This is a genomic window from Candidatus Neomarinimicrobiota bacterium (assembly GCA_018647265.1).
Taxonomy (GTDB): Bacteria; Fidelibacterota; Marinisomatia; order Marinisomatales; family TCS55; genus TCS55.
The window spans coordinates 15,852-28,067 of the sequence record JABGTK010000131.1; the positions used below are offsets into that span (position 1 = coordinate 15,852).

Sequence of the window (12,216 nt, forward strand, 5' to 3'; positions counted from 1 at the left end):
ATGGAAAGAAATAATGGAAATTGTTTCATATTATACTGTATTAAGAATTTTGCATTTGATTGGAATGGCGGCTTGGTTCGGCACAGCCCTAGTGGTATCAATAATATGGTCCAAAAAACAAACTTCAGACAAAGATTTAATCCTCGATTTAATTACAAAGGTAGAAATGCCCGCCTCATTTTTTATCCCACTCACAGGAGTACTTATGATGATTGACCAAACCTATTGGCTCTCAGTTGGCTGGCTTCATTTTAAAATATTGGTGGGGCTGGCAGCTGTGGGATTTAGCCATATGTCCAGAGCCAAATTGATCCACGCAGATATGACGAATGAATATATTCAACAAAAATTTAGTCTCTTTAGAAATTTATGCCTGGGAATGCTACTAATTGTTATTATAATTGTAGGTTACAAATAAATAAATTCTTTTTAACTAACTTTTAAGAGTTACATCAAATGACAATTGAACAAAAACCCCATGAATATTCTTCAATCCAATGGATTGATACAGAAATGGATATAAATTCGGGAGCAATCCTTTCAGATCTTATAGGAGAAGATTTGATGGGGAATAAAATTGAAATGGTAAAAACTTATAGCGGAGAATCGAAAGTAACTATATTCTCGTTTTTTGCTGAATGGTGTCCCAACTGCCATTATGAGGCTCGACAGATTAATAAATTATTCTCGAATTATAAGGCCTCCGAAATGAAAATGGTTTTGGTAATGGATTATTCTCCCCCCAAAAAAGCATTAGCCTTCGTGGATAAATACGGATTAAAAATGCCACTACTTTTTGGAGAATTGGCTGATAAGAATGAAGAGAAAAGAAATAAAACCCAATTTTATAAATTTAAAAAGGCATGTGGGGATAACCGTAAGTGGGGTACGCCATTCCATGTCATTCTTGATAAAGAGAATCCGAGAAAAATTGGAATTGTAACAGGAGAATTAATTGAGGATGAAATTAAAGCATTCATTCTCACCACTCTAAAGGTTTAAACAATCCTTAGAGAATAATTTAAATTACACCTGCCCGAATGAGGGCAGATTTCCATTGCTTAATTTTTTTCTTTTTTATACTTGAATCCATTTTCGGCTCATATCCGTCATCAGATTCAATTTTAATTTTGGGCCAAGAGCCAGTTTCGGATTTTATTACTAAGGAATGAACCCCGAGCGCTGTTCTATCTTTCATTAAACTGTGGGTCACTGTCAGACCCGTCAAATCAGAAATGAATTGCAATAGGGGTGGCCGTCCACCACCACCACTGGCCATTACCTTTTTGGGTAAAACATCTAAATTGATTTTAGCCAACGTCCAGATATCATTCACAAGGAATCCAACTGATTCCATCCCTGCCCTGATGATCTCATTGGGGAGGTTATTGCCATATCCATCGGATACCGGCGTAATATGATCTGCCCAATAGGGTGCTGCAATCCCTGTTACTGCTGGAATAAAAACGCCATTTGTTTTTGTCTCAACACACCTGTCATGCCAAAGCATCTCCTTGTGGGGTATTCCCAATTCCTGTTCTAATCTATAAAACAAAGAATTACAGGCATTAATTGTGCCTTCGAGTAAATAATGCCTTTGTGATTTATCGGAATACAAAACGCTGCTGATTAATCCATCTACATGGCTAGTATTTTGTCCTGCATTAATTTGAACCGATCCAGATGTTCCAAAATTCATCGCCACCGTCCCGGGGATATAACCGCCCTGCCCAATTAGGGCTGCTTGTTGATCGCCAATAACGACTTGCAATGGAATTCTTAAGCCATCAATTTTTAAAAATCCAAAATTGTGGAGGGATGGCACTAACTGGGGGAGGCAATGCTCTGGAACGCCAAATAAGGTCAATAATTTTTGATCCCATTGGCAAGTGTCCAAATCCATCATTATAAAACGGGAAGCAATAGTTTCATCAATAACACAATTTCCTGTTAAAAATTGGGTTAGGTAAGCGCTAATTGTACCAAATATTGCCGTGCCAGATTTTAATTTATTTTTTAAGCTTTTTGACTGATGAATGAGATGGGCAAACTTTGGTCCGCCAAAATGAGCATTGAGCGGAGCACCGGTTGTTTTAAAAATATTATCGGAATGGGTTTTTAAATTCTCAACAATATCAGTAGCACGTCCGTCTTGCCAACTTAATGTGGGTGTGAGGGGTTTTAATGATTTTCGATCCCAAAATAAAAAGGTCGATCGCTGGAATGCCATTCCAGCGGATGAGATAATTAATTCTTTTTGAAGGGAAAAACGAACGGCTTTCAGGATTAATTTTTTACAAGAGTTAGCAATCTCCTGCGCATCGGCTTCTGCAAGTCCCGATTTTGGATGTTTTAAAGTATGCTTATCACGGGATTTGAATATGACATGATTTAATGAATTAAATAAAAATACTTTTGTTGAGGAGGTCCCTTGGTCGAGGACCAAGGTGATATACTTTGAAGCTGGCTGAAAATCAGCCGGAGACATTCACGTCGTAAATTTCTTCAAATTCTTCAGTTTTTATCATACGAATCGCATCCCAAGTGAGTTTTGTACATACCTTGGCACAAATCTGGCAGCCAATACATTCATCATGGCGAACTTGAACAGGCGGAATTGGTATGCCATATTTTTCAATAGGAACTGGTTCGATGCAATCCACGGGACAGAAAGGGACACAGACCTGACATCCTGTGCAATTGTCTTCATCCACCACAGCCATGAGTTTCGGTTTCTTCTTCTTGAAATTAACTTTCTCTGCCGGGTCGGGAACTGTTTTATAGTGATCGTATGTTTTATTGATAGCCATTGTAATTAACTGATTTAAGTGTTGGGAAGTTAAATGAATTTAATTTTTATCACCAAAAGGCTTTTTGCCTATTATAAAAAGTAGTTTAATTTGTCGGACGCTTTGAAAACATATTTAGGAGAAAACAATGGCATACATTATAGCTGAACCATGTGTTGGTACTTGTGATACTGCTTGTGTAGAAGTTTGTCCCGTAGATTGTATCCATGGGCCTGAGAATAAAACAGGAGCTGGTGCTGAAGTAAAAGAGGCTGGATTTGACCCGGAAGGCAAAATGCTTTACATTGATCCAGAAGAATGCATCGATTGTGGTGCATGCGAGCCCGAGTGTCCCGTAGAAGCCATCTTTGAGGAAAGTGAAGTCCCCGAAGAATGGAATAAGTACATTAAAATTAACTATGATTATTTTGGCCGCGAGTATTCGGGTTAAGCATTAATCAAAAATATAAATTAAAACGGCTGTTGGTTTTTCAACGGCCGTTTTTTTTACCATCCTATGAATAAAAATCAAGTATTAGAATTATTAAAATCTGTTAATTATCCCGGGTTTAGCAGGGATATTGTCTCTTTTGGTATGGTGGACGATGTTATAATTGACGGAGATTCTGTTAATATTGCATTAAAAATCACCACCCAGAATGAAGATAAAAAAGAATCCGTAATTGGTGATGTGACTGAAACACTGAATAAAACCGGTGCATTTCAAAATGTAATTGTTTCAATTAAAGAGGGCACTCCTGTAGCTACACCATCACAGGCACCTCAATCTCCTGGCCAACAGCCGGCGGCCCCATTAGAAGGCATAAAACATATTATTGCAGTGGCAAGTGGCAAAGGTGGCGTAGGGAAATCCACCGTTGCTGCCAACTTGGCACTGTCGCTCAAAGGGAAAGGGTTTTCTGTTGGTCTTTTAGATTTGGATATTTATGGCCCGTCCTTGCCAATAATTTTAGGTATTAATGAACAACCTCCATTGACACAAGACCGTAAACTTATTCCTTTAGATCACATGGGATTAAAAATTATGAGTTTTGGTTTTATCAGTGGAAACCAAACACCCGTGATTTGGCGCGGCCCCTTGGTGGCACGAATGACAGAGCAGTTTTTTCGTGATGTTGTGTGGGGAGAACTAGATTATTTGATCTTGGATCTTCCCCCTGGAACGGGAGATGTGCAACTTACACTTACCCAAAAACTGAAAATTGACGGTGCAATTATTGTAACAACTCCTCAGGATATTGCTTTGGCAGATGTTCGTAAAGGCGCTGATATGTTCAAAAAAGTGCATACGCCTGTTCTAGGAGTGATTGAAAATATGTCCGGACTTTTTTTGGAAGGTCAGGTTGATAATGGGAACAAAGTATCCATTGAAGGGCAAGAAGTAGATGTTGATTCAGATGGTCGATTTGCCATTCGCGTTGATCTTTTTAAAAGGGGTGGTGGCAAATTAGAAAGTGAACGATTGAATGTGCCCTTGTTAGGTGAGATTCCAATAGCGCAGGAAATTGTTGAAGCCACTGATGCAGGAGAGCCTATCGTTAGTAAAAGTCCCGAAGCGCACGTATCTAAAATATATCGATCCATTGCAGAAAAGGTTGTGAACATTCTAAACTGATGTTCAATTATTTTACAGAAATTATTGCACTTATTTTTCTGGGATTTGCAATTATTTATCCTTGCTTTCTTTGGATAACACCCCGGAAAAATATAGATCAAGGGTTCTATCGTTTTAATTTGGGAATGTGCTGTATCGTGGGTGCTATTGGCGCCACGGCATTTCATTTTCTAAATCCTGATATAGTAGCTGAATCATATGTTTGGGTTTGGTTTGCATCTTTAATGCTCATTACAGCGTTATACTGGAATTCCGAAAACGTTAACAACATGATCATTACGGCCATTGCAATGCTCGGGGCGGGTACAATGATACGGATTGTTTTCGTCGTTGCGCCGGAACTTCATCAGCATGCTGTTTGGTTTACTCTCCTATTGGGTTCTGCTATTACGGCAGCGGTAATTTTTGCAATGATATTGGGTCATTGGTATTTAAATGTCATCGCACTTCCAATTCGACTTTTAAAAAATGCAACAGTTACCATGTGGGGATTATTAGCCATTCGCACCATTTGGGATATAGTTTATCTTTCTACGGATACTTATGTAGACACTTACGGCATTACCCACAATATTTGGGCATTTATGGCACGTTTTGATGGATTTCTCTTGGGCGTGGCATTTTTTATGGGGAACTTGGTTCCTATTGTTTTAAACGTGTTTATTTGGCGTACGTTAAAACTCCAAGCCACTCAAAGTGCCACAGGATTACTATATGTGTCTGTGGTAGCAGTTCTTTTTGGCGACTTATTATTTAAATATTATTTGCTTCAATTTGGGTTTTTGGTGTGAGTCAACTTGATTGTGAAGTCTGTAAAAAGACACAATCATTTTCAAATGCAGTCCAATGTGGCGAATGTAATAATCCTGCTCTCTTTGAAAATATTTTGGATTTTAAAGAGTGTCCCATCTGCGGATCTAAGCACCTTTATCGGAAAAAAGATTTCAATCAAGCCATTGGATGTATTATCATTTTAATCGGTGCCTTATTAGTTCCGTGGACTTATGGGTTGAGTTTACTTATTCTTTCTTTTATCGATTATCTACTCTATCGTCGGATAAAAGATTCAGTGGAATGTTACAAGTGCAAGTCAGAATTTAAAGATGTAGTTGTGCCAGAATCGTTAAAACCATTTGATCACCATATGGCAGAACAGTATGAATCTCAGTATTAGAATATATTGATTATTCGTTGATTGCGCCTCTCTGAAAGAGTAACTTCGCCCGCTGTTTTTCAGATTTTTTTGTGAAACCCAGATTGTGTCTAAATCATTAAGAAAAAAAATTATCGAGTTTGGAGATTTGCCAGCTCATATTGCCATAATTATGGATGGAAATGGTCGTTGGGCTAAGTCCCGAAGCCTTCCTCGTGTTGCGGGGCATGGTGAGGGCATAAATTCTGTCCGTGAAATTGTACGTGTATGTGGAGAGATTGGCATATCCCATTTAACGCTTTATACTTTTTCCAGTGAGAATTGGAATCGTCCAAAAAAAGAAGTTTCTGCCATTATGATGCTATTATTGGGAACCATAAAGAAAGAGATAAAGAATCTTCATAAAAATAATGTCCGCCTTTCTACTATCGGGAATCTAGACGATTTACCGAAGAGTTCTAGACAGGGGATGTTGGATGGCATAGAGATGACAAAAAATAATACAGGATTAAATTTAATCCTGGCATTGAGCTATGGCAGCAGGCAGGAACTATTAAGGGCATTCAATCGTATTGCAGATAAGATTTTATCAGGTGAAATGAAACAAGATCATATAACAGAAGAAACATTCTCCCGTGAATTATATACGGCAAATATTCCTGATCCGGATTTGTTAATTCGAACGGGTGGAGAACATCGTATAAGTAATTTTTTATTATGGCAATCTGCCTATACAGAATTTTATTTATCAGATATTTACTGGCCCGATTTCAGGGAGAAGGAATTGCTAAATTCAATTCTCGATTACCAATCACGCCAACGACGTTTTGGCCAAACGGGTGAACAGGTCTCCGCATGAAAAAAATAGTTTTATTAATCTTTATTACTTTTGCAGTTTCTCAGGCCCCCCCCTCTTTTAAACTAAAAGAGGTCAGCGTGGAAGGCAATGTTGAAACCAGTAAAAATATGGTGCTATATACGGCCGGATTGCAAAACGGTCAGGAAGTCTCATCAGAAGATTTCCGCCGCGCAGTAAAACGACTTTGGGAATTAGGCGTTTTTAGCAATATACAAATACATTTTGATGGTGATTCACCAGAAGGAATTGACATTACGATTGAGGTTGAAGAATCTCCCGTGTTAGGGCAGATAGTTTTTAATGGTAACAAAAAGATTAAAGATCGAAAGTTCAAAGATGAAATCTCTTTCCAGAGAGGAATGCGAATTAAGCCGAACTTTATAACCAAAACGATCAATAAAATAAAAGCGCTGTACATGGAAGATGGCTACTTCCTGGCCGAAGTCTCAGGTGAAATGAAGCTGGCCGAAGATGGAAAACAGGATATAGTTTTTACGATTCACGAAGGGAAAAAAGTAAAAATAAAGGACATCGTGATAAAGGGTAATTCCAATTATTTTGGATGGATTGCCTCAAAATCATGGATTCCAATGCCAAAGTTTTTTCGTAAAAACCTTACCCTCGGAAAATTAAGATGGCAGTTGAAAGAAACCAAAATTCGTAAATGGTGGAAATTTTGGGCGCCCGCTTATGATGAGAAAAAATTCAAAGAAGATCTAGATATCTTGACCACATTTTATAAAGATGAAGGATACAGAGATTTTTCTATTTTATCCGATTCTGTATATTATAGTCCTAAGAAAAAAGGATTGATTGTTCATATAAATATAGATGAAGGAAATCGTTATATATTTAGAAATTTCACTTGGGAAGGTAATGCCCTCTACGATACTGAAATCCTTGAAAGTACTTTAAACTTACAAAAGGGAGATTTCTTCAGCAAAACTGGGTTCGAAGAAGCGCTATATCAAAAAGTTCAAAGTTTATATATGGATCGGGGATATTTGTACAGCAGTATTGAGCCTTTCTTTACCCCCGTTGGTGAAGATTCTATTGATGTACATTTTTCCGTTACGGAGAACAATGAAGTTTTTATACGCAATATCAACATTTATGGAAATGATAAAACACGGGAAAATGTCATTCGCCGTGAGCTTGATGTTTTTCCCGGCGATTTGTTTAGACGCACATTGTTGCAGCGCAGTATGCGAAAACTTCATGTTTTAAATTATTTTGATCCCACATCTCTTAATCCGAATGTTGTTCCTGTTGACGAAGATGAAATTGATTTAGACATTACCTTGACTGAAAAATCTTCGGATAAAGCCAGTGCGAATATTGGCTTTACGGGTATTTACGGAATGACCGGTGGTGGAAACCTAGAATTCAATAATTTTTTGGGTAAAGGGCAAGTTCTCTCATTTGGCTTTGATGTGGGAACGCAAGTGTCTGTCTATAACAATTATGGTAAGCCCGGGAAATATGAAAGTCTGAACCTGCGTTTCATGGACCCCATGTTTAAGGATACGCCAAATCGGATTGGTTTTTCTCTATTTTATCAGTTCAGAGGTCAGGGAAACTCCTACTATTTTTATCCATTTGACCAACGAACAAGAGGTGGATCTATTCAGTGGGGTCGCCGATTGAAATGGCCTGACGATTATTTCCGGGCCTATTGGGAATTGACTGTTCAAAGAAGAGAATATATGGGTGACGATGAAGTGTTGTCTGAATATTTTGGTAGTTTCAGAGAATCAACGGGAATCAATATCCGACAATCTATTAGTCGTGATAGTCGAGACAGAGCAGAATTTCCAACCCAAGGCTCTAGTGCAACATGGGTTTCAACATTTTCCGGGGGAATATTAGGTGGGGATGAAAATTACCATAAACATGTTTTAACTTTAGATTGGTATACGCCTACTTTTTGGAAATTTGTATTAACAAGTTCATTAAAAATTGGCACTATCCGCAAATTAAGTGTTGCTGGCGGTAATTTCACATACATACCACCCTATGAAAGATTCATTATGGGTGGAAACGGTATACCGTATGGGAATATGTTGAGAGGGTATCCGGATAACTCTATAGGTCCGACAACATCACAAGGGCGCGCAATAGGTGGAAATACCATGTTGAAATATTCGACAGAATTTAGAGTTCCATTCTCTGAAAATCCGGTAGTTTACGGCATGCTTTTTGCTGAGGCCGGGGGCGTGTGGGACGATACAAGACTTATGCAATCAATGGGATTCCCAAGGAGGAATTCATTAGAACTTAAACGGTCCGCTGGTATCGGGATCAGATTCTTTATGCCTATGATCGGAATGCTCGGTTTCGATATGGGGTATGGTTTTGACGATATTGCCGGCGATGGCCAACCCCAGGGATGGGAATACACAATCATCTTTGGAAGGTAATCATTAAATCAAGGAGGAAAAAGTGATTAGAAAGACAATCACCACAATAGGTATTATGGCAATAATGTTGCCGGTAATGCTTGTCGCACAAAATAAAATTGGATTTGTTCAATCAGACCGTATTCGTGCGGAATATGAAGAATTCAAAGATGCAGAAGCCCAGCTTCAATTGGAATACCGCCAGGTAAATGCTCAGTACAATATGATGGTCATTGAACTGGATAGTATTAAACAGGCCTTTGAAACACAACGGCTCATGAGTAGCCCCGATTGGCGTAAAGAAAAAGAAGCTGAAATTGTTTCAAGAGAGCAGACAATCCAAAAATTTCAAGTAACAATGGTTGGGCCAGAAGGTGAGCTTTATCGCCGCCAAGCACAATTAGAATTTGATATTCTTTCAAAAGTAAAGCGTGCTGTGGATAAAGTTGCCGCTACAAAAAACATCGATTTTATTATTGATGGTTCTGTGGCATTACTCTATGGTAATCCAACATATGACTTAACCGATGATGTTTTATTTGAATTACGCAAATACAATGTTTCGGATGACAAAGATTCTGCTAACGAAAAATAACTTCGCCAGTTGGCTACTTTAAAAGAACTTGCTGACGTTGTGCAAGGCGCAGTTGTTGGCGATTCTAATATGGATATTGCAGGTGTTTCCACCGTTCAGGAGGGAAAGCCGGGCACAATTACTTTTGTTGCCCATCCAAAGTATTTTAAATACGCTGAATCGACAAAAGCTTCCGCAGTAATTGCATCCAGCAATGAAATGCTTGGGGGTAAAGATGGCATAATTGTGGATAAGCCTCAATTGGCTATTGCCAAGGTGTTGGAATATTATTCACCTCAATATCCAAAGCAAAAGGGTGTTCATAAAACAGCACTTGTTGATCCATCAGCGAAGATTGGTGATGGTGTTTCAATTGGCCCGAATACAATTATTGAAAGTGGTGTAACCATTGGAGAGAATGCAATTCTTGGGGCCAATAATATTATTCATTCAGATTCAGTTATCGGGGTTGATTCTGAAATAAAACATAATACTACTTTTTATCACCGCACCATTATTGGTGACCGGTGTTTAATCCATTCCGGCGCTGTTATTGGGTCTGATGGATACGGCTTTGTCAGCGACAAAGACATCCATTTTAAGATTCCACAAAATGGAAAGGTTGTTATTGGGAATGATGTGGAAATAGGTGCAAATTGTACGATAGACCGAGGGACAATTGGCGATACCATCATAGAAGATATGTGTAAATTTGATAATGGTGTACAAATTGCCCACAATGTAACCATTGGTAAAGGTTGTTTGCTCACGGCGCATGTTACCATCGCTGGGAGTTCAAAAATTGGAGAATTCTGTATTTTCGGCGGGCAAGCAGGCGCAATTGATCATGTTACGATTGGGGACCGTGCAATTTTTGCCTGTTATACAGCAGTCATGAAAGACCTTCCGGGTGGGAAAATTTATTCAGGTGCCCCGGCACGTGAAATAAAAGAAAAAAACCGCCGAGATGCTGTTCATGTAGAGGTTAAGCAGTTGAAAAATCGACTAAAAAAAATAGAAGAAAAATTAGAAGTAGCGCTATAAATGACCCCAATTAAATATCAGCGTACAATAGGGAAAGAGGCCTCTTGTGTAGGCGTCGGTCTTCATACTGGCGTTGAAACAAAGATTACCTTTAAACCTGCACCTGACGATTTTGGTATTCGGTTTAAGCGAATGGATGTGGATGGATGTCCAGAAATCCGTGCTGATATCGATCATGTTGTTGACATATCCCGGGGGACAACCATTGAAGAAAATTGTGTTCGAATCCATACCGTCGAGCATGCTCTTGCCGCTTGTGTAGGAATTGGTCTCGATAATGTCCTCATTGAATTGACTGCAAAAGAACCACCCGTTATGGATGGCAGTGCATTAGATTTTGTAAAGGTATTACTCAAGGCAGGAATTGTAAAGCAAAATGCCACGCGTAATTATCTCCATATTGATGAATCGGTTGGTTATTCAGATCCAGAACGGGGTGTTGATATTCATATTATGCCTTCGGACCAATTCCGAATTACGTTTATGATTGATTATAAATTCCGTTCGTTGGGAACTCAATTCACCACTATGGATGAATTAGAGAAAAATTTTGCTGAAAAAATTGCACCGGCACGAACATTTTGTTTTTTAAGCGAAGTAGAAACTTTAAAAGAAAATGGTCTTATTCAAGGTGGAAATCTCGATAATGCAGTTGTTATTGTTGATAAAGAAATTGATCAAGCTGAAGCTGATAACCTCCGAAATCTTTTTGGTATTAAACAGGAAATAAGTTTGGGGGCCAATGGTCTCTTGAATGGGAAAAAATTACGGTTTGAGAATGAACCTGTTCGCCATAAGGCGTTAGACCTAATTGGGGATTTAGCCCTTTTGGGCATGCCGCTCCAAGGCCATGTGATTGCTTCTAAAAGTGGTCATGCTGCCAATGTTGAATTAGTAAAGCGAATTAAAAAAGTTTATGAAAAGAAAATACAACAACAACGATTTAAAAAATCCTCAGTTTCAAATTATATTTATGATATTAATTCAATTTTAAAACTTCTTCCCCATAGATATCCATTTGTTCTGGTCGATCGGATTGTTGATATTACGCCCGGCGAAAAGCTAACGGCTTATAAAAATGTAACAATTAATGAACCCTTTTTCCAGGGACATTTCCCTACTCAACCAGTTATGCCCGGTGTTTTGGTATTAGAAGCCATGGCGCAAGCAGGAGCTTTTTTAGTGCTTAACAGCATTGATGATCCTATGAAAAAGAATATGTTTTTTTCAGCCCTGTCCGAGGCAAAATTCCGCCATCCAATTATTCCAGGAGATCAACTCCGCCTTGAAATGAAACTTGCTAAGTTTAAACTTGGCACTGCATTGTTTGAGGGTAAGGGATATGTGGGTGAGAAGCTTGTGGCAGAAGGTAAGTTGAGAGCTACGGTGGTGGACCGGGCTGGAGCCTGATTCCATCTCCATTCATTCAACTGCAATTATTTCCCCTAGGGCCAATCTTGGCCAAAATGTATCAGTTGGCGCCTATACAATAATTGAAGATAATGTTGTTATCGGTGACGGCACCTCCATTGGAAATCACAATACAATCTGTACTGGGACAATCGTAGGGTCTGATTGTACAATTTATCACAATTGCTCTATTGGTGAAGCACCCCAAGACTTAAAATATGCTGGCGAAGATACAAAAACGATTATAGGTAACAATGTTCTCATTCGCGAATCTGTTACAATCAACCGTGGGACAATTGCATATGGGAAGACTGAAATTGGAGACAATGTTTTATTAATGGCTTGTGCACAT

The 12,216-nt window shown here is 38.8% G+C and carries 14 protein-coding genes; 12 read left to right on the top strand and 2 right to left on the bottom strand.

Annotation, left to right across the window (positions count from 1 at the left end; translation table 11 throughout):
* The first annotated feature begins 13 nt into the window (after nucleotides 1-13).
* Both HN459_07905 and HN459_07910 read left to right on the top strand, forming a co-directional pair.
* Nucleotides 14-418 carry a hypothetical protein gene (locus HN459_07905; GenBank protein MBT3479369.1) on the top strand — a complete coding sequence of 135 codons (405 nt, stop codon included), beginning with the start codon at nucleotides 14-16 and terminating at the stop codon, nucleotides 416-418.
* 38 nt (nucleotides 419-456) lie between these two features.
* The gene (locus tag HN459_07910) at nucleotides 457-1,002 is read left to right on the top strand and encodes a TlpA family protein disulfide reductase (protein MBT3479370.1); all 546 of its coding nucleotides are present in this window, start codon (nucleotides 457-459) and stop codon (nucleotides 1,000-1,002) included.
* 19 nt (nucleotides 1,003-1,021) lie between these two features.
* Here the strand turns inward: HN459_07910 and HN459_07915 are convergent, their stop codons facing one another.
* Nucleotides 1,022-2,488 (bottom strand): hypothetical protein, encoded by a 1,467-nt coding sequence (locus HN459_07915; GenBank protein MBT3479371.1) that lies wholly within the window; start codon nucleotides 2,486-2,488, stop codon nucleotides 1,022-1,024.
* The gene (locus tag HN459_07920; protein MBT3479372.1) at nucleotides 2,475-2,810 is read right to left on the bottom strand and encodes a 4Fe-4S binding protein; all 336 of its coding nucleotides are present in this window, start codon (nucleotides 2,808-2,810) and stop codon (nucleotides 2,475-2,477) included. The genes HN459_07915 and HN459_07920 overlap by 14 nt, the downstream gene beginning before the upstream one ends.
* Nucleotides 2,811-2,937: 127 nt before the next feature.
* Here HN459_07920 and HN459_07925 point away from each other — a divergent pair, with 127 nt between their 5' ends.
* The 10 genes from HN459_07925 to HN459_07970 form a co-directional block, all read left to right on the top strand.
* Nucleotides 2,938-3,240, top strand: coding sequence for a ferredoxin family protein (locus tag HN459_07925; GenBank protein MBT3479373.1), 303 nt, complete (start codon nucleotides 2,938-2,940; stop codon nucleotides 3,238-3,240).
* Nucleotides 3,241-3,306: 66 nt separating this feature from the next.
* Complete coding sequence (locus HN459_07930; protein MBT3479374.1) at nucleotides 3,307-4,425, top strand: Mrp/NBP35 family ATP-binding protein; 1,119 nt, start codon at nucleotides 3,307-3,309, stop codon at nucleotides 4,423-4,425.
* On the top strand, nucleotides 4,425-5,216 hold the full coding sequence (locus tag HN459_07935) for a hypothetical protein (GenBank protein MBT3479375.1): 792 nt from the start codon (nucleotides 4,425-4,427) through the stop codon (nucleotides 5,214-5,216). Before HN459_07930 ends, HN459_07935 begins: the two co-directional genes overlap by 1 nt.
* The gene (locus HN459_07940) at nucleotides 5,213-5,599 is read left to right on the top strand and encodes a hypothetical protein (protein MBT3479376.1); all 387 of its coding nucleotides are present in this window, start codon (nucleotides 5,213-5,215) and stop codon (nucleotides 5,597-5,599) included. The genes HN459_07935 and HN459_07940 overlap by 4 nt, the downstream gene beginning before the upstream one ends.
* 109 nt (nucleotides 5,600-5,708) lie before the next feature.
* Nucleotides 5,709-6,437, top strand: coding sequence for an isoprenyl transferase (locus HN459_07945; protein ID MBT3479377.1), 729 nt, complete (start codon nucleotides 5,709-5,711; stop codon nucleotides 6,435-6,437).
* The gene (gene bamA, locus HN459_07950; protein MBT3479378.1) at nucleotides 6,434-8,857 is read left to right on the top strand and encodes an outer membrane protein assembly factor BamA; all 2,424 of its coding nucleotides are present in this window, start codon (nucleotides 6,434-6,436) and stop codon (nucleotides 8,855-8,857) included. The genes HN459_07945 and bamA overlap by 4 nt, the downstream gene beginning before the upstream one ends.
* 22 nt (nucleotides 8,858-8,879) lie before the next feature.
* Nucleotides 8,880-9,431 carry an OmpH family outer membrane protein gene (locus HN459_07955; protein MBT3479379.1) on the top strand — a complete coding sequence of 184 codons (552 nt, stop codon included), beginning with the start codon at nucleotides 8,880-8,882 and terminating at the stop codon, nucleotides 9,429-9,431.
* Between the two features lie 9 nt (nucleotides 9,432-9,440).
* A complete protein-coding gene (gene lpxD / locus HN459_07960; protein ID MBT3479380.1) occupies nucleotides 9,441-10,454 on the top strand; it encodes a UDP-3-O-(3-hydroxymyristoyl)glucosamine N-acyltransferase in 1,014 nt (337 codons plus the stop codon).
* A complete protein-coding gene (locus tag HN459_07965) occupies nucleotides 10,455-11,864 on the top strand; it encodes a bifunctional UDP-3-O-[3-hydroxymyristoyl] N-acetylglucosamine deacetylase/3-hydroxyacyl-ACP dehydratase (GenBank protein MBT3479381.1) in 1,410 nt (469 codons plus the stop codon).
* The coding region (locus tag HN459_07970) for an acyl-[acyl-carrier-protein]--UDP-N-acetylglucosamine O-acyltransferase (protein MBT3479382.1) at nucleotides 11,854-12,216 on the top strand (363 nt) is incomplete at its 3' end. The genes HN459_07965 and HN459_07970, both read left to right, overlap by 11 nt.

Bases quoted from the DNA above. Each gene is read 5' to 3' on its own strand.
- HN459_07905 (MBT3479369.1), top strand. From the start codon at position 14: ATGGAAATTGTTTCATATTATACTGTATTAAGAATTTTGCATTTGATT.
- HN459_07935 (MBT3479375.1), top strand. From the start codon at position 4,425: ATGTTCAATTATTTTACAGAAATTATTGCACTTATTTTTCTGGGATTT.
- HN459_07965 (MBT3479381.1), top strand. From the start codon at position 10,455: ATGACCCCAATTAAATATCAGCGTACAATAGGGAAAGAGGCCTCTTGT.
- HN459_07915 (MBT3479371.1), bottom strand. From the start codon at position 2,488: ATGTCTCCGGCTGATTTTCAGCCAGCTTCAAAGTATATCACCTTGGTC.
- HN459_07925 (MBT3479373.1), top strand. From the start codon at position 2,938: ATGGCATACATTATAGCTGAACCATGTGTTGGTACTTGTGATACTGCT.
- bamA (MBT3479378.1), top strand. From the start codon at position 6,434: ATGAAAAAAATAGTTTTATTAATCTTTATTACTTTTGCAGTTTCTCAG.
- HN459_07930 (MBT3479374.1), top strand. From the start codon at position 3,307: ATGAATAAAAATCAAGTATTAGAATTATTAAAATCTGTTAATTATCCC.
- HN459_07920 (MBT3479372.1), bottom strand. From the start codon at position 2,810: ATGGCTATCAATAAAACATACGATCACTATAAAACAGTTCCCGACCCG.
- HN459_07910 (MBT3479370.1), top strand. From the start codon at position 457: ATGACAATTGAACAAAAACCCCATGAATATTCTTCAATCCAATGGATT.